Raw genomic sequence first — 16,436 nt, forward strand, 5'->3', positions numbered from 1 at the left:
TCGTGGCGCGGCTCAGGGCCGACGCCCGCATCCAGGCCGGCCAGCACGCCCGCCTCGCCTTCAACCTCGACAAGGCCGTGTTCTTCGATCCGCAAAGCCAAACCCGAATCGCTTAAACCAGGAGCCAGGATTCCAAACATGAACAGCTCGGATGTGGGGCTGCGCGAGTGCCAAGACAGACCAGCATCCGTCGGTACGCGTGAGAAGGGATCGGACCGGAAGCTGTTGTCTGTCTCGATTCCAGGGTCCATGGTCTAGAGGCTTCGTGTGCGTGATTCGTTGGTCATGCCGCGAATTCCATCGTACAACAACGCACCAACCATCATGGTTGGCGAACGAGGCTCCGACCTTATCCGGAGACTTCCGCCGTTGCCTGCCGCGATCCTCGCTCACGAGCGCAAATGAAACGCGCCAGAGGGCAGGGCAATCGCCCGCCAGACCAGGCAGGTGTTCGGACTGCGAACTTTGAAAATGGAGTAGGGTTTGATTTCCGATCCACGAGCTTTTCTGCAAACCCTGTTTCACCAAGCCGTCAAGGCCGCCGATCCTTACGAGGCCCTGGTTCGCCATCTTCCGGATCCGCCGAAAGGCAGGACAATCGTTGTTGGGGCAGGGAAGGCCGCAAGCCAGATGGCGGCCGCTTTCGAACGCGCTTGGTCTCATCCCTTCGAAGGTCTCGTTGTTGCCAGGCATGGGCCAATCGCAGAGTGCCGATCGACGAAGATTCTCCAGGCGGCTCATCCGGTCCCAGACAGAGCCGGTCTTATCGCCGCCGAGGCGCTGATGAACCATCTGCATGGGCTGACGTGTGATGATCTGGTGATCGCACTGATATCCGGCGGCGGCTCGGCCTTGCTGCCGGCCCCGCCGACCGGTTTCACCCTCACCGACGAGAGCGCGTTGAACGAAGCGCTGCTGGCGTCGGGCGCGCCGATCTCCGGGATGAATGTGGTGCGGAAGCATTTCTCCCGCCTCAAGGGGGGACGGCTTGCCGCACTTGCCCATCCGGCAAAGGTCGTCAGCCTCGTCGTCTCCGATGTTCCGGGCGACAATCCGGCCTTCGTTGCGTCGGGGCCGACGGTTCCCGACAGCAGCGATGCGGAGGAGGCGCTGCGAGTGATCCGGGACTACCGGATCGATCTCCCGGCGCGCGTGATCGATTGTATCCGCAATACCAGAGCGCCAAGTGCCGGTGACCGCGTCTTCGCCAACAACGAAGTGCATGTGATCGCCTCGGCGCGGGTGTCCCTGGAGGCGGCTGCCGATCGGGCAAGATCTCTCTGTGTGCAACCCCTCATCCTTTCGGATTCGATCGAGGGGGAGGCGAAGGATATCGGCCGGATGCATGCGGCGCTTGCTCGGGAGTTTTTGACGAGACCGCCGGCTCCAAAGCCTCTCGTGCTGCTTTCGGGCGGGGAGACTACGGTCAGCATCGGAACCGGAACATATGGCAAGGGCGGGCGAAATTCCGAGCTTCTCCTCTCGGCGGCGATCGATCTACAAGGAGTCGATGGCGTTGTAGCGATGGCCGCTGATACCGACGGTATCGACGGCTCCGAAGACAATGCTGGCGCCTTCTGTGACGGCGGGACGGTGGCGCGGATCAGGAGCGCCGGCGGCGATGCGCGCGCGTTCCTGGCGGGCCATGATGCGTGGTCGGCCTTCAACCTCGCGGGCGATCTGTTCGTTCCGGGACCGACAGGTACCAACGTGAATGATTTCCGCGCTTTCCTTGTAGAATAGCGCGCCACAAGGCCGAGCAGCTTTAGCGTGTGCCACGCTGCCGACGTCCTGCGTGGAGCGTCGGCGGCGCCAAATCAGTAAGGCGCAGGCCCGCCTAGTAGGTTGTCACAGACACGTATGTCTTTGTAATAGTTGGGAAGCCCGCCCCAGGCCCCTCGGGGGCGGGCTCTATCGATCCGGACCCCTTCCGGACCGCGGCTGATGGTGAGCCGCTGGAAACACACATGCCCGGTGTTGCGTGTTGAGACAACCGAAAGCTGTTTTGTTGGTTATTTGGTAAGGTTACCGGGCGACGCAGGTGCGTCTGGACATTGACCGGGACTCTCTTCAACACTGCATCGGCAGACGCCCACTTGATGACGAGTGAGTGACGGCGAACAACGGGAGCAAGGGGATTGGGGTCATGGTCGACCGGCTGAAGGGGAAGATTGCAATCATTTCAGGCGGCGCGACCGGCATGGGCGGAGCGGCCTCGCGCCTCTTCGCTGCCGAGGGCGCCAGGGTAGCGATCATTGACCGGAATGAAGCGGCAGCACGGCAAACGGCGGAGGAGATTTGTTCCGCCGGTCATGTCGCCGACTACTGGGTCGCCGACGTGTCGGAGGAGGCCGCCGTCGTCGCGGCCGTCAGGGGTGTGGAGGATAGGTTCGGCGCCGTCACCGTGCTCTTCAATCACGCCGGCACTATCGTCATCAAGCCGTTCCTGGAGACCACGCTCGAGGAGTGGGAGTGGCTGCACGCGGTCAACGTGCGATCGATGTTCCTGATGACGCGGGCGGTCCTGCCGGGGATGATCGCCGCGGGCGGTGGTTCCATCGTCTGCACGTCATCAATCTCGGCCGTGGCCGCAACGCCGATGGAAGTGCTCTACGACACGACGAAGGGCGCTGTGCATATGTTTGCTCGTGCGATCGGGGTCGAATTCAGGGATCGCAACATCCGCTGCAACGCCGTCTGCCCCGGCTTCATCCGCACGCCGCACGGATTGCGCGAGGTCAGCGAATTGCAGGCACTCGGCGTCGATGTGTCGGACGCGGCTATTGCCGCCCAGCAGGGACGGATCGGCGAACCCGAGGACGTGGCACGCGCCGCGCTCTATCTCGCTAGCGACGAGTCGATGTTCGTCAATGGCGCGCATCTCTTCGTCGACAACGGCTTCACCGCTATCTAAATTAAACGCTGCAACGCCGCCAGCGTGCCGGAGGATGCCCCGTTTGGCGTCGGAACACTGTGATGAAATGGGTCCGCGATCGAAATCCGACGTCGATCGCGATTTCATCGATGCTCAGGCCATCGTTGATCAGCTTCGCTTTCGCGCGCTTTATCCGACGTTCCTGCAGATAGACGCGTGGACTGAAGCCCGTCGCCGACCGGAACCCTGCTGCGAAGTGCATTGGACTGAGCCCCGCCGCGTGCGCTATGTCCGCGAGCCGAAGCGAGGTCGCCAGGTTGAGTTCGATGAAATCCACGGCGCGCTTAACCCGCCAGGGTGCGAGGATGACGGAATTATTCCGGTGCTTCTTCATCTCTGCTTCTCTCCACTGGTCGCGGCAAAAAGTCGGGACTGGACCCGCTGAAGGGTCCGTTCGAAAACCTCGGGCTCGTCGAGTGCTCTGGCGACCACGAGGGCTCCCTGAACGGCAACGACGGTCTCCTCGGCCAGCGCGGCGGCATCCGGCTCGAGGCATCCGGCTCGCGTGAGAGCTGAGGCAAGCGCGCTATGCCATTCGGCGAAGTAGTCCCTGACCTGAGCGCTGAACCGGTTGCGGACATTATCGAGTGCGAACGCACCAACGAGGCACACTCGGCTGCCGGAGCGAAAATACCGGGAAACAGAGCGAAACATGTCGGAGATAGCGGAGCGCGGATCATCCGCGTTCCGTAACGGTTCGAAAACCTGTGTCACGAACCATTCGTCGATCTCGCCGAGCACGGCTATGGCCATCTCTTCCTTTCCGCCGGGAAAGAAGTGATAGAGGCTTCCCTTTCCGAGTCCTGTTTTTTCCGTGATGGTTGAAAGACTTGCGCCCTCGAAGCCATACTCCCGAAAGACTTCGGCCAGGGATGGGATTGCGTCGGAGCGCTCGGCGACGATCTTTGGCATGTGTTACAGTCCCAATTCAGAAAGGCTTGGGTGGTCAGCAGGCCTGGGGCCGGACCGATCCCAGAAAAACTTGCGTTCGGATTCCTTGATGGGCATATCGTTGATGCAAGCATAGCGGTGGTGCATCAGGCCGCTCGCGTCGAACTCCCAGTTCTCGTTGCCGTATGCCCGATACCAGTTCCCGGAGTCGTCGCGGTATTCGTAGGCGAAGCGAACCGCGATGCGGTCGCCGTCGTGGGCCCACAGTTCCTTGATCAGCCGATACTCGAGTTCCTTGCGCCATTTCCTGGTCAGGAACTCGACGATCTTTTCCCGCCCTTGGACAAATTCCGCGCGATTGCGCCAGTAACTGTCAACGGTATAGGCGAGTGACACCCTGTCGGGATCGCAACTGTTCCATCCAACCTCTGCGGCTCGGACTTTGGCAGCCGCGGTTTCGCGGGTGAAGGGAGGGAGTGGTGGGCGGTGTTCAGGCATGGTTTCGATCTCCTAGTGCTCGTTTCTGTACCGATCGGTAAACAGTATGTCAATCGGTACAATCGATGGTGCGCAGAGTCAACGCAATCGCCAGGCACTGCATCTTTTTGCCGTGCGAATCGAAAGTTTTCGGATTGGAAACCACGCAGTCCAGCAAGTGCCAACCACTGCAGACTGAGTGCGAAAGGGTTTAGGTACACGCCAGCTGCCGAAGGCTGAAAAGGGCCGAGATGGTGATCTCGGCCCTTGTCGTTGTGCGCCCCCACCGTAACCTGGGGTGGCCCACCAAGTGGCAGCAAATGCCGGTCGCTGGTGGCGCAACAGCGGCAAGCTCCTTAACGCCACCCTCACCATTAGATGGGCTGACCAACTTGGAATGCCCAGGCTCGTCTAACCTCAATCTCTCGAACCACCCGGTGCGGACCCGCATGCCGGGTGGTGTGGCAGGGGTGCGATCACATCGAGCGCCCCCTATGCCGATTGGTAATCCTGCGGGTGTTCGCTTACTTGCCCGCTTTCGTGGTGTGGCGGCGGCCCTTGCCGATGTCCGGCAGGAAGATGGTCAACAGGCCGAGCAGCGGTAAATACGAGCAGATTTTGTAGACGAACTCGATGCCCATGTGGTCGGCCACCATGCCGAGGCCTGCTGCGCCAATGCCGCCGATACCGAAGGCAAATCCGAAGAACAGGCCGGCAATCATGCCGACACGACCCGGAACCAGCTCCTGCGCAAAGACGACGATGGCCGAGAAGGCGGAGGCCAGGATGATGCCGATCAGGAAGGTCAGGAAGACCGTCCAGTTGTAGTCGGCATAAGGCAGGGCAAGGGTGAAGGGCAGGGCGCCGAGGATCGAGAACCAAATGACGAACTTGGTGCCGAACCAGTCGACGACAGGGCCGCCGGCGACGGTGCCGATGGCCACGGCGCCGAGGAATACGAACAGCAGAATCTGCGCGTGCTGCACCGACACTCCGAAGCGTTCGATCATATAGAAAGTGTAGTAGCTCGAAAGGCTCGTCATGTAGACGTATTTCGAGAACACTAGCAGTGCCAGGACACCGATCGCCGCAATGACCTTGTTGCGTGGGAGATGGACCGCGGGTGCCGCCGCCTTGCGACCGGCGTTATTCTTGCGGTGATCGGCGTACCAGACGCCGACGCGCCACAGGACGATCATGCCGGTCAGAGCTGCGAGCGAGAACCATGCAACGCTATGCTGGCCCCGCGGTAGTACGATGAAGGCGGCCAGAAGCGGACCTATCGCCGAGCCGAAGTTGCCGCCAACCTGGAACAGTGACTGGGCAAGGCCATGGCGTCCGCCTGATGCCAGCCGGGCAACGCGCGAGGATTCCGGATGGAACACGGCGGAGCCGAGGCCGACGACACCCGCGCCGATGAGCAAGACCCAATAGGCGTGCGCATATGCGAGCAGCACCAGGCCGATCAGCGTGAAGCCCATGCCGACAGACAATGAGTAAGGCAACGGGCGTTTGTCGGTGTAAATGCCGATCAGCGGCTGCAGGAGCGACGCGGTGACCTGGAACACGAGGCCGAGGAAGCCGATCTGCGTGAAGTCGAGGCCGTAGCCGTCCTTGATCATCGGATAGAGCGCGGGGATCAGCGACTGCATGGTATCGTTGAGAAGATGGCAGAAGCTTACCGCCATGATAATGCCGAAAACCGTCTGTTCCGCAGAGTGCCTCTCTGCCGTCATTGCGCTGTCTGTCACGATTCTGCTCCGTCCTACGAGGCTTTGGAATAACCGACTTGTGGTCGTCCCGCTTTCGTGTTTTGGTCTTGCTATTTCGCAAGTGGGCCAAAAATGGTGAAATCCAAGCAAAGCCTGGCGACGAGTGAGTTGGCCAAGCTCCATGTGGAGCGTCTTGCTGCCATCGAGGCAGCCTCAGAGCCGGTCTATGCCATCCCCTCGGAATATCCGGCCGGCTACCATGTAGAACCCCATAGTCACAGCCGTGCACAGTTCGTCTATGCTCGGTCCGGCGTGCTTATGGTGTCGTCGATACTGGGGCGCTGGATGGTGCCGCCGCAGCATGCGTTGTGGATACCGGCAGGACTTGTCCACACCGTCGACATGCTCGGCGATGTTGCGATGCTTTCGGCCTATGTCTCGCCCCAGGCCTTGGCCGATCCACCGACGGCCATCCGCGTCGTGGCGCTGACTGATCTTGCCAGAGCGTTGATCACCGAGGCTGTTGCGCCGCCCGAGGCCAAGAGCGGCAGACGGGATCTCATCATGGCGCTGCTGCTCGAGGAGGTCTTGCGGCTTCCCGACCGGCCGTTGGGATTGCCGTTCCCCTCAGATACGCGCCTGGCGACGCTCTGCCGCGGCTTCATGGAAAGTCCGAGTGCAAGGCTGGTCATCGACGATTGGGCGGAGCGGCTTGCCATGAGCCGGCGCGCCTTTACTCGGTTCTTTCGCAAGGAAACGGGTATCAGTCTCTCAACCTGGCGGCAGCAGGCGGCGGTGTTCACCGCCTTGCCCCGCCTAGCAGCCGGGGAGGCGGTTACAGCCGTTGCCCTCGACCTTGGCTACGACAGCGTCGCCGCCTTCACCACGATGTTCAGGCGGACGATGGGAGCCGCTCCCCGCGCATATTTCAGGGCACCCGAACAATATTGAGCCTCTGCCCAAGCATGGATCCGCCGTCTCGCAGGACCGGGCGATGACGCGCCGCGTCCTCGATTTGACGTTTACGTTCACGGCAAATCTGTGAGTTTTAAGAATTCGAAAAACATTCGTTTGACATTCGAATAATCTTCGCTTTAATTGCTCTGACTTTCGCAAATGCGTGAGCATGTTGCGTTGCGGCATATTCTGGCTCGGAGGGGGAACGTGAGCCGTCAGATTCACGATCTTTTCATTATCGGCGGCGGCATCAATGGCTGCGGGATCGCGCGGGATGCGATCGGGCGGGGCTATTCGGTCGCGCTTGCGGAAATGAACGATTTCGCTTCGGGCACGTCTTCCGGCGCGACCAAGCTCATCCATGGCGGCTTGCGCTATCTCGAGCACTACGAGTTTCGTCTGGTGCGCGAATCTCTGATGGAGCGCGAAGTGCTCTGGGCGATGGCGCCGCACATCATCTGGCCGATGCGCTTCGTGCTGCCCTATCACAAGGGTGGCATCCGCCCGGCATGGCTGATCCGTCTCGGGCTGTTTCTCTACGATCACCTCGGCGGACGAAAGTTGTTGCCGCCGACCGCGGTTCTCGACATGCGCCGCGACCCGGCCTCCAAGCCATTGAAGGCACTCTTCACGAAGGCGTTCGAGTATTCGGATGGTTGGGTCGACGATGCGCGTATGGTAGTGCTCAATGCGCGGGACGCGGCCGACCGCGGCGCGCTGATCATGCCGAGAACGAGAGTCGTTTCGGCGCGGCGCGAGAACGGATTGTGGTCGATCGAGACGGTCGACACCGTCAGCGGGCAGGGCAACAGTTTTCAGGCGCGGATGCTGGTGAATGCTGCCGGGCCATGGGTCGATCAGGTCATTCGCACGGCCTTCGGGCAGAACGAGGCCCGCCACGTGCGGCTCGTGCAGGGCAGCCACATCGTCGTAAAGAAGAAGTTCGACGATCCGCGGGCCTATTTCTTCCAGAACCCGGACAACCGCATCATCTTCGCGATCCCGTACGAGCAGGACTTCACGCTGATCGGTACCACCGACCGCGACTACTCGGCCGATCCGAAGGATGTGAAAATATCCGAGGAAGAGACGATCTATCTCTGCAACGCGGCGAGCGAGTATTTCAAGGAGCCGGTACGGCCGGAAGACATCGTCTGGACCTATTCGGCTGTGCGGCCTCTATTTGACGACGGCGCTTCCAAGGCGCAGGAGGCGACCCGCGACTACGTGCTGAAGATCGAAGGCGAGGGTGAAAGCGCACCGCTGCTCAATGTCTTCGGCGGCAAGCTCACGACCTATCGGCGCCTATCCGAACACGCACTGGAAAGGATCGCCGAGGCGATCGGCGCCAAAGGCGCGTCCTGGACAGCGAAGAGCCATCTGCCGGGCGGGGATTTCGCCGCGACCGGCTACGAGGCGGAGGTTGCTAAGCTGAAGGGCGGTTATCCGTTCCTGGCGGACCGGCATGCGCGCCAACTGGTGCGCCGCTACGGCACCAAGGCGTCGGTCCTGCTCGGGCGGGCCGCCAGCGCGGAGGACCTGGGACACTGTTTCGGAGGCGATCTCTTCGAGGCAGAGGTTCGCTATCTCATCGATCACGAATGGGCCAGACGCGCAGAGGATGTCCTTTGGCGAAGAACGAAAGTCGGCCTGCGCCTGACCAAGGAACAGGCTGCGCTATTGGAGGAGTACATGGCCGCGCGACCGGCGCAGATGGCTGGTTGAAGCGGTAATGTCCCCGCTGTTGAGGAGGCACGGGAACCGGAATGCTTGAATTGCGGAACGCTGCAAAGATGGTGGGCGGGGAGTATCACATCCACGCAACCAATCTTGCATTTGAAAAAGGCACATTGAATGTGCTGCTGGGGCCGACGCTGTCCGGCAAGACATCGCTGATGCGACTGATGGCCGGGCTCGATCGACCGACGAGCGGTTCCGTCCATTTCGACGGCGTAGACGTGACCGGCATGCCGGTGCAGAAGCGCAACGTCGCGATGGTTTACCAGCAGTTCATCAACTATCCGGCCCTGACGGTGTACGAAAACATCGCCTCGCCAATGCGGATTTCAGGCAAGGACACCGCGACGATCGATCGTGAGGTGCGCAAGGCCGCCGAACTCTTGCGCCTTACGCCCTATCTGGATCGCACCCCGCTCAATCTCTCCGGCGGCCAGCAGCAGCGCACGGCGCTTGCGCGTGCCCTTGTGAAGAATGCCAGCCTTGTGCTGATGGACGAGCCGCTCGCGAACCTCGACTACAAGCTGCGCGAGGAACTGCGTGCCGAACTGCCGCGGATCTTTGCGCAGTCCGGCGCCATCTTCGTCTACGCCACAACGGAGCCTTCCGAAGCGCTTCTGCTCGGCGGCAACACGGCCACCCTTTCGGAAGGCCACGTGACGCAGTTCGGACCGACGATCGCCGTCTACCGAAATCCGCTCGACCTCGTAACTGCAAAGACCTTTGCCGATCCGCCGCTCAATTTCATGGATGTGATAAAGGCCGGCGGTTCGTTCCAGAGGCAAGGAGCTGATATCCTGCCGGTGCCCGCGCATTTGGACGACATGGCCGATGGTCCGGTCACGATCGCCTTCCATCCGCACCACCTCGCTCTTTCGCCGCAGACTCAGACGGCAGCAAAACTGCAGGCACGCACGCAGGTTTCCGAGATCACAGGCTCCGAAAGCTTTGTGCATATGGATTTCGACGGTGTCCGTTGGGTCATGCTTGCCCACGGCATTCACAACATCGATCCGGATACCGAGGTCGACATCTACCTCGACACCCGTCACGTCATGGCGTTCGGCACCGATGGCCGGGCAATCGCAACTGGCGCAAAGGCGTAAGGGAGAAGGACATGGCACGCATCACGCTCGACCACATCCGCCACGCCTACGGACCGAACCCGAAGTCCGACGCAGACTATGCGCTTCGTGAAGTCGATCACGAATGGCGGGACGGCGGCGCCTACGCGCTTCTCGGACCATCCGGCTGCGGAAAGACGACGCTACTCAACATCATTTCCGGCCTGCTGCAGCCGTCGCACGGCCGTATCCTCTTCGATGGCCAGGATGTGACGAACCTTTCCACGCAGGCGCGAAACATTGCGCAGGTGTTCCAGTTCCCGGTCATCTACGACACCATGACTGTCTACGACAACCTGGCTTTCCCGCTGCGCAATCGCAGGGTCCCCGAGCCGGAAGTCGATCGGCGCGTTCGCGACATTCTCGAGATGATCGATCTCGGCGGTATGGCCAAGCGCAAGGCACAGGGCCTGACGGCCGACCAGAAGCAGAAGATCTCGCTCGGCCGCGGACTGGTGCGCAACGACGTCAACGCGATCCTGTTCGACGAGCCTTTGACCGTGATCGACCCGCACATGAAGTGGGTACTGCGTTCGCAGTTGAAGCGCCTGCACAAGCAGTTCGGCTTCACCATGGTCTATGTGACGCACGACCAGACGGAAGCGCTGACCTTCGCCGACAAGGTTGTCGTCATGTACGAAGGACAAATCGTCCAGATCGGCACGCCGGCAGAGCTTTTCGAGCGGCCGAGCCATACCTTCGTCGGTTACTTCATCGGGTCGCCGGGCATGAACGTCCTGCCGGTGCAACTGCAGGGCAATGCGGTGCGTATCGGCAGCGAGACGCTGTCATTGGACTACGCGCCGCAAGCGGCTGCCGGCGCCAAGACCGAGCTCGGCATACGCCCGGAGTTCGTGAATATCGGCCGCGAAGGAATGCCGGTCACCGTCAACAGGGTCGAGGACATTGGACGGCAGAAGATCGTGCGCGCCACCTTTGCCGGCCAGCCGATCGCCATCGTCGTGACGGAGGACTCCGAAATCCCGGCTGATGCGCGGGTGACCTTCGATCCGGCTGCCATCAATATTTACGCCAATTCCTGGCGCGTCGGCAGGGAGGGCTGAGCATGGAAAAGACCTGGAACAACAAAGCCTGGTTTCTGGTTCTGCCGGTCCTTGTGCTGGTCGCCTTCTCGGCCGTCATTCCGCTGATGACCGTTGTGAACTACTCGGTCCAAGATACGTTCGGGAACAACGAGTTCTTCTGGGCGGGGACTGACTGGTTCGTGCAGACGCTTCATTCCGACCGCTTCTGGGCGGCGTTGCAGCGCAATCTCGTCTTCTCGCTGATCGTTCTGGCGCTGCAGATCCCGCTTGGCATCTTCATTGCCCTCAACATGCCGAAGAAGGGGATCGGCGTACCGATCTGCCTCGTGCTGATGGCGCTGCCGCTGCTCATTCCGTGGAACGTGGTCGGCACCATCTGGCAGGTTTTCGGGCGTGTCGACATCGGCCTGCTTGGTCATACGCTTGAGGCAATGGGGTTTGACTACAACTATGTCCGCGACCCCCTCGATGCGTGGATCACCATCATCCTGATGGACGTCTGGCACTGGACGAGCCTTGTGGTGCTGCTCTGCTATGCCGGCCTCGTTTCGATCCCGGATGCGTATTATCAGGCAGCGAAGATCGACGGCGCGTCGCGCTGGTCCGTCTTCCGCTACATCCAGCTGCCGAAGATGAAGCGCGTGCTGCTCATCGCCGTCCTGCTGCGTTTCATGGACAGCTTCATGATCTACACCGAACCTTTCGTCGTCACCGGCGGCGGTCCCGGCAACTCGACCACCTTCCTGTCGATTGACCTTGTGAAGATGGCCGTTGGCCAGTTTGACCTCGGTCCGGCAGCGGCAATGTCGATCATCTACTTCCTTATCATCCTGCTCCTGTCATGGGTCTTCTACACCGTCATGACCAGCAGCGACGCGAACGCCTGAGAAAGGAGAGGACCATGGCTCAAACAATGAAATACAAGCCTGCGGGCAACTTCTCCTGGGTCGTTTCGACGGTCTACATCATCTTTCTGCTGCTGCCGATCTACTGGCTGATGAACATGAGCTTCAAGGAGAATGCCGAGATCACCGGCGCCTTCTCGCTGTGGCCGCAGAACCCGACGCTCGGGAACTACATGGTGATCTTCACCGATCCCTCCTGGTACAACGGCTACATCAACTCGATCATCTACGTGGTCATGAATACGGTGATCTCGGTGCTGGCGGCGCTGCCTGCGGCCTATGCCTTCTCGCGCTACCGGTTCCTGGGCGACAAGCATCTGTTCTTCTGGCTGCTGACGAACCGCATGGCACCGCCGGCCGTCTTCGCGCTGCCGTTCTTCCAGCTCTATTCGGCTTTCGGGCTGATCGATACGCACATCGCCGTGGCGCTCGCCCACTGCCTGTTCAACGTGCCGCTGGCAGTCTGGATCCTGGAAGGCTTCATGTCCGGCGTGCCGAAGGAGATCGACGAAACGGCCTATATCGACGGCTATTCCTTCCCGCGGTTCTTCGTGAGGATCTTCATGCCGCTGATCGCGTCAGGGATCGGTGTCGCCGCCTTCTTCTGCTTCATGTTCTCGTGGGTGGAACTGCTGCTGGCCCGCACGCTGACGACGACTGCCGCAAAGCCGATTTCGGCGATCATGACGCGCACCGTCTCGGCTGCAGGGATGGATTGGGGTGTGCTGGCGGCTGCCGGTGTGCTGACCATCATCCCCGGCGCGCTCGTCATCTACTTCGTACGCAATTACATCGCCAAGGGCTTCGCGCTCGGCCGCGTCTGACAAGGGAGGACCACTCATGAACTTTTCCTGGATGGCGTGGACGCTGCCGACTGCATTGTTTTTCCTGGCGATTTTCATGCTGCTCGTTGGCATGAGCATCTGGGAGTATTTCGTGCCTGGCGGCTCGCCGCGCGTCGGAATCCTCAGGTTCGAAACCACGCGAGGGGATCGGCTCTTCGTGTCGCTGCTTGGCGCAGCATACATACATCTCGCATGGCTGGGTCTTGTCGGACCCAACCTGTGGTGGGCTCTTGCCCTCTCCGTAGTCTACGCCATCGGCGTCTTCCGCTACGTGTGACGGCAGGGAAATACAGATGGCCGGGGGTACTGGCCGCCTGAACGTGAAGACTGCAATCGCAACCCTGGGAGGATATTATGCGAAGGCATTTACTAGCGACAACAGCAGGCATGTTGCTGACCATGGCGGGCGCCGCCTATGCCGGCATGGATGAAGCGAAAACTTTCCTGGACAAGGAAATCGGCGATCTTTCGACGCTTTCCCGCGCGGACCAGGAAAAGGAAATGCAGTGGTTCATGGATGCGGCGAAGCCTTTCGCCGGCATGGACATCAAGGTCGTTTCCGAAACCCTGACGACGCACGAATATGAATCGAAGGTTCTGGCGCCGGCCTTCACCGCGATCACCGGTATCAAGATCACGCACGATCTCATCGGCGAAGGCGACGTTGTCGAAAAGCTGCAGACGCAGATGCAGTCGGGCGAAAACATCTATGACGCCTATGTCAATGACTCGGACCTCATCGGTACGCATTGGCGCTACCAGCAGGCCCGCTCGCTGACCGACTGGATGGCGAACGAAGGCAAGGATGTCACCAACCCGGGCCTCGATATCAACGACTTCGTCGGCACCAAGTTCACGACTGCACCGGACAAGAAGCTTTACCAGCTTCCCGACCAGCAGTTCGCGAACCTCTACTGGTTCCGCTACGACTGGTTCAACGACGAGAAGAACAAGGCCGACTTCAAGGCGAAGTATGGTTACGATCTCGGCGTTCCGGTCAACTGGTCTGCCTACGAGGACATCGCCGAATTCTTCACCGGCCGTGAGATCAACGGCAAGAAGGTCTTCGGCCACATGGACTACGGCAAGAAGGACCCATCACTCGGATGGCGCTTCACCGATGCCTGGCTATCGATGGCCGGCAACGGCGACAAGGGCCTTCCGAACGGCCTTCCGGTCGACGAGTGGGGCATCAAGGTCGACGAGAACTCGCGTCCGGTTGGTTCGTGCGTTGCGCGTGGCGGCGATACGAACGGCCCGGCTGCCGTCTACTCGATCCAGAAGTATCTGGATTGGTTGAAGGCCTATGCACCGCCGGCAGCGCAGGGCATGAACTTCTCCGAATCCGGTCCTGTGCCGGCGCAGGGCGAAGTCGCCCAGCAGATCTTCTGGTACACCGCCTTCACGGCCGATGCCGTCAAGCCCGGTCTGCCAGTCGTCAACGAGGACGGTACGCCGAAGTGGCGCATGGCGCCAAGCCCGCACGGCGTCTACTGGAAGGACGGCATGAAGCTCGGCTACCAGGACGTCGGTTCCTGGACGCTGATGAAGTCGACGCCTGACGATCGCGCCAAGGCCGCTTGGCTCTATGCGCAGTTCGTGACCTCGAAGACGGTCGACGTGAAGAAGAGCCACGTCGGTCTGACCTTCATCCGCGAGTCCACCATTCGCGACAAGAGCTTCACGGAGCGCGCTCCGAAGCTTGGCGGTCTGGTCGAGTTCTACCGCTCGCCCGCCCGCGTCCAGTGGTCGCCGACCGGTACGAACGTTCCTGACTATCCGAAGCTCGCTCAGCTTTGGTGGCAGGCGGTCGGCGATGCGTCGTCCGGTGCGAAGACCGCGCAGGAAGCGATGGACTCGCTTTGCTCCGAACAGGAAAAGGTGATGCAGCGACTGGAACGCGCCGGAGTGCAGGGCGATATCGGTCCGAAGCTTGCCGAAGAGCATGATCTCGAGTTCTGGAACAAGGATGCGGTCGCCAAGGGCAACCTCGCGCCGCAGCTGAAGATCGAGAACGAGAAGGAAAAGCCGGTTACCGTCAACTACGACGAACTGGTCAAGAGCTGGCAGTCGAACTGATCAGCAAGGTTGGCCGGGGTGTGTGCCCCGGCCAACCGCCGACCGCATAACGTCGGCATTACACCCTCCTATGAATGACCTATCGCTTCCGCTGGCGCGTTCGCGCCGGCGAGGTGAGCTATTGCGCCGGAGAAGACAATGAGCGGCCATATTCTCGCGATCGACCAGGGCACGACGTCCTCGCGTGCGATCGTCTTCAACGCCGGGATGAAGATGATCTCGTCAGCACAGGAGGAGATCAAACAATCCTATCCGCAGCCAGGCTGGGTCGAGCATGATCCGAATGAGATCTGGACGAGCGTGGTTAGCACGGCGCGGCAAGCGCTGGCGAATGCCAACATTCCACTCACCGATATCGCCGCGATTGGCATCACCAACCAGCGCGAGACAACGGTCGTCTGGGAACGCAAGTCGGGCAGGGCGCTTAACAAGGCGATCGTCTGGCAGGACAGGCGGACGGCTGAAGTCTGCGATAGTCTCAAGGCGGATGGATATGAGAAACTGTTCAGCGCGAAGACGGGTCTGCTGCTCGATCCTTATTTCTCCGGGACCAAGCTGCGCTGGCTGCTCGACAACGTCGACGGATTGCGGGAGCGCGCCGAGGCAGGCGAGGTCTGTTTCGGCACGGTCGACAGCTGGCTGATCTTCAATCTGACTGGCGGACGCGTTCATGCAACTGATGCCACCAACGCGTCGCGAACGCTGCTTTTCAACATTACCGAGGGCAGGTGGGACGAGGAGCTTCTCGGCCTGCTCAGGATCCCGGCATCCATGCTTCCGGAGGTCAAGGACTGCGCGGACGATTTCGGCGTCACTGATCCGGATATCTTCGGTGCGCCGATACCGATCCTCGGTGTTGCGGGCGACCAACAGGCAGCAACTATCGGTAGTGCCTGCTTCGAAGCGGGCATGATGAAATCGACCTATGGGACGGGCTGCTTTGCCTTGCTGAATACGGGGCGGGATTGCGTAACATCCAGCAACCGGATGATCACGACGATCGCCTATCGGCTCGGCGGCGAAACCACCTATGCGCTGGAAGGATCGATCTTCATCGCCGGTGCGGCGGTGCAATGGCTACGCGACGGCCTCGGCTTGATTTCAAACGCATCGGAGAGCGGCACGCTGGCGATGAGGGCCGATCCCAATCAGCAGGTCTATGTGGTGCCGGCCTTTACCGGCCTCGGTGCTCCCTATTGGGACCCGGAGGCGAGGGGTGCGATCTTCGGTTTGACCAGGAACAGCGGGCCGGCGGAATTGGCGCGCGCCGTGCTCGAGTCTGTCGCCTACCAGACGCTCGATCTCCTCATCGCGATGCGGAAGGATTGGGGCGGCCATCACATTGAGACGGTCCTGCGTGTCGATGGCGGCATGGCAAGTTCCGACTGGACGATGCAGCGTCTTGCCGACGTTGTCGGAAACCCGGTGGATCGGTCGGCTGTCGTCGAGACGACGGCGCTCGGCGCGGCCTGGCTCGCCGGTTCGCGAGCAGGGGTTTGGCCCGACAAGGAGAGTTTCGGAAAAGCATGGGCGTGCAGCCGGCGGTTCCAACCCTCCATGGAGGAGGCAGAGCGACAGAGGAAGATCGCTGGCTGGCGCAATGCGGTCTCACGCACCTTGTCGGGCGCGCAATTCAGCAATCAGTTGGCCTGACCGTCGTCACGCCACCATCAGGACGCCGTTTTCAGGTGGTTGTCAGGCCAAACCGGCAATGCTAGCTCGCTGCAA

15 protein-coding genes and 2 pseudogenes are annotated in these 16,436 nt (G+C 60.9%); 13 read left to right on the forward strand and 4 right to left on the reverse strand.

Annotation, left to right across the window (positions count from 1 at the left end):
• The 4 genes and pseudogenes from AC1DPR_RS00005 to AC1DPR_RS00020 form a co-directional block, all read left to right on the forward strand.
• Positions 1 to 116 (forward strand): annotated as a pseudogene (locus tag AC1DPR_RS00005) (sugar ABC transporter ATP-binding protein); the annotation flags it as partial.
• A gap of 38 nt (positions 117 to 154) precedes the next feature.
• A pseudogene (locus AC1DPR_RS00010) lies at positions 155 to 469 on the forward strand (hypothetical protein); the annotation flags it as partial.
• A gap of 14 nt (positions 470 to 483) precedes the next feature.
• The gene (locus tag AC1DPR_RS00015; RefSeq protein ID WP_477815566.1) at positions 484 to 1,743 is read left to right on the forward strand and encodes a glycerate kinase type-2 family protein; all 1,260 of its coding nucleotides are present in this window, start codon (positions 484 to 486) and stop codon (positions 1,741 to 1,743) included.
• 403 nt (positions 1,744 to 2,146) lie between these two features.
• On the forward strand, positions 2,147 to 2,914 hold the full coding sequence (locus AC1DPR_RS00020; RefSeq protein WP_192306552.1) for an SDR family NAD(P)-dependent oxidoreductase: 768 nt from the start codon (positions 2,147 to 2,149) through the stop codon (positions 2,912 to 2,914).
• Between the two features lies 1 nt (position 2,915).
• Here the strand turns inward: AC1DPR_RS00020 and AC1DPR_RS00025 are convergent, their stop codons facing one another.
• The 4 genes from AC1DPR_RS00025 to AC1DPR_RS00040 form a co-directional block, all read right to left on the reverse strand.
• Complete coding sequence (locus AC1DPR_RS00025) at positions 2,916 to 3,212, reverse strand: helix-turn-helix domain-containing protein (RefSeq protein ID WP_477815567.1); 297 nt, start codon at positions 3,210 to 3,212, stop codon at positions 2,916 to 2,918.
• Between the two features lie 53 nt (positions 3,213 to 3,265).
• A complete protein-coding gene (locus tag AC1DPR_RS00030; protein WP_112647741.1) occupies positions 3,266 to 3,847 on the reverse strand; it encodes a TetR/AcrR family transcriptional regulator in 582 nt (193 codons plus the stop codon).
• Positions 3,848 to 3,850: 3 nt separating this feature from the next.
• On the reverse strand, positions 3,851 to 4,324 hold the full coding sequence (locus AC1DPR_RS00035; protein ID WP_477815568.1) for a nuclear transport factor 2 family protein: 474 nt from the start codon (positions 4,322 to 4,324) through the stop codon (positions 3,851 to 3,853).
• 503 nt (positions 4,325 to 4,827) lie between these two features.
• Entirely contained in the window at positions 4,828 to 6,039 is a 1,212-nt protein-coding gene (locus tag AC1DPR_RS00040) for an MFS transporter (protein WP_018117065.1), read from the reverse strand.
• Positions 6,040 to 6,147: 108 nt separating this feature from the next.
• Between AC1DPR_RS00040 and AC1DPR_RS00045 the strand changes: the two genes are divergently transcribed.
• From AC1DPR_RS00045 to glpK, 9 genes are all read left to right on the forward strand, one after another.
• Positions 6,148 to 6,966 carry an AraC family transcriptional regulator gene (locus tag AC1DPR_RS00045; protein WP_018854676.1) on the forward strand — a complete coding sequence of 273 codons (819 nt, stop codon included), beginning with the start codon at positions 6,148 to 6,150 and terminating at the stop codon, positions 6,964 to 6,966.
• 213 nt (positions 6,967 to 7,179) lie between these two features.
• Positions 7,180 to 8,697 (forward strand): glycerol-3-phosphate dehydrogenase, encoded by a 1,518-nt coding sequence (gene glpD / locus AC1DPR_RS00050; protein ID WP_018854677.1) that lies wholly within the window; start codon positions 7,180 to 7,182, stop codon positions 8,695 to 8,697.
• A gap of 41 nt (positions 8,698 to 8,738) precedes the next feature.
• Positions 8,739 to 9,815 carry an ABC transporter ATP-binding protein gene (locus AC1DPR_RS00055; protein WP_018117062.1) on the forward strand — a complete coding sequence of 359 codons (1,077 nt, stop codon included), beginning with the start codon at positions 8,739 to 8,741 and terminating at the stop codon, positions 9,813 to 9,815.
• Positions 9,816 to 9,826: 11 nt separating this feature from the next.
• Positions 9,827 to 10,897, forward strand: a complete 1,071-nt coding sequence (locus AC1DPR_RS00060) for an ABC transporter ATP-binding protein (RefSeq protein ID WP_025660740.1) — start codon at positions 9,827 to 9,829, stop codon at positions 10,895 to 10,897.
• 2 nt (positions 10,898 to 10,899) lie between these two features.
• Positions 10,900 to 11,766, forward strand: a complete 867-nt coding sequence (locus AC1DPR_RS00065) for a carbohydrate ABC transporter permease (protein WP_018117060.1) — start codon at positions 10,900 to 10,902, stop codon at positions 11,764 to 11,766.
• Between the two features lie 14 nt (positions 11,767 to 11,780).
• Positions 11,781 to 12,608, forward strand: a complete 828-nt coding sequence (locus AC1DPR_RS00070) for a carbohydrate ABC transporter permease (protein ID WP_018117059.1) — start codon at positions 11,781 to 11,783, stop codon at positions 12,606 to 12,608.
• A gap of 16 nt (positions 12,609 to 12,624) precedes the next feature.
• Complete coding sequence (locus AC1DPR_RS00075) at positions 12,625 to 12,906, forward strand: DUF2160 domain-containing protein (protein WP_018117058.1); 282 nt, start codon at positions 12,625 to 12,627, stop codon at positions 12,904 to 12,906.
• Between the two features lie 77 nt (positions 12,907 to 12,983).
• Positions 12,984 to 14,708: an ABC transporter substrate-binding protein gene (locus tag AC1DPR_RS00080; protein ID WP_041912341.1), complete on the forward strand. Its 1,725-nt coding sequence runs from the start codon at positions 12,984 to 12,986 to the stop codon at positions 14,706 to 14,708.
• A gap of 138 nt (positions 14,709 to 14,846) precedes the next feature.
• Entirely contained in the window at positions 14,847 to 16,361 is a 1,515-nt protein-coding gene (glpK, locus tag AC1DPR_RS00085) for a glycerol kinase GlpK (protein ID WP_477815569.1), read from the forward strand.
• Positions 16,362 to 16,436 lie beyond the last annotated feature (75 nt).

The sequence above is a fragment of the Rhizobium sp. 01T417 genome, assembly GCF_056398905.1.

Excerpts from the sequence above, each read along its gene's own strand:
- AC1DPR_RS00020 (WP_192306552.1), top strand. The coding sequence starts at position 2,147 with ATGGTCGACCGGCTGAAGGGGAAGATTGCAATCATTTCAGGCGGCGCG.
- AC1DPR_RS00030 (WP_112647741.1), bottom strand. The coding sequence starts at position 3,847 with ATGCCAAAGATCGTCGCCGAGCGCTCCGACGCAATCCCATCCCTGGCC.
- AC1DPR_RS00035 (WP_477815568.1), bottom strand. The coding sequence starts at position 4,324 with ATGCCTGAACACCGCCCACCACTCCCTCCCTTCACCCGCGAAACCGCG.
- AC1DPR_RS00040 (WP_018117065.1), bottom strand. The coding sequence starts at position 6,039 with ATGACGGCAGAGAGGCACTCTGCGGAACAGACGGTTTTCGGCATTATC.
- AC1DPR_RS00045 (WP_018854676.1), top strand. The coding sequence starts at position 6,148 with ATGGTGAAATCCAAGCAAAGCCTGGCGACGAGTGAGTTGGCCAAGCTC.
- AC1DPR_RS00055 (WP_018117062.1), top strand. The coding sequence starts at position 8,739 with ATGCTTGAATTGCGGAACGCTGCAAAGATGGTGGGCGGGGAGTATCAC.
- AC1DPR_RS00060 (WP_025660740.1), top strand. The coding sequence starts at position 9,827 with ATGGCACGCATCACGCTCGACCACATCCGCCACGCCTACGGACCGAAC.
- AC1DPR_RS00065 (WP_018117060.1), top strand. The coding sequence starts at position 10,900 with ATGGAAAAGACCTGGAACAACAAAGCCTGGTTTCTGGTTCTGCCGGTC.
- AC1DPR_RS00070 (WP_018117059.1), top strand. The coding sequence starts at position 11,781 with ATGGCTCAAACAATGAAATACAAGCCTGCGGGCAACTTCTCCTGGGTC.
- AC1DPR_RS00075 (WP_018117058.1), top strand. The coding sequence starts at position 12,625 with ATGAACTTTTCCTGGATGGCGTGGACGCTGCCGACTGCATTGTTTTTC.
- AC1DPR_RS00080 (WP_041912341.1), top strand. The coding sequence starts at position 12,984 with ATGCGAAGGCATTTACTAGCGACAACAGCAGGCATGTTGCTGACCATG.
- glpK (WP_477815569.1), top strand. The coding sequence starts at position 14,847 with ATGAGCGGCCATATTCTCGCGATCGACCAGGGCACGACGTCCTCGCGT.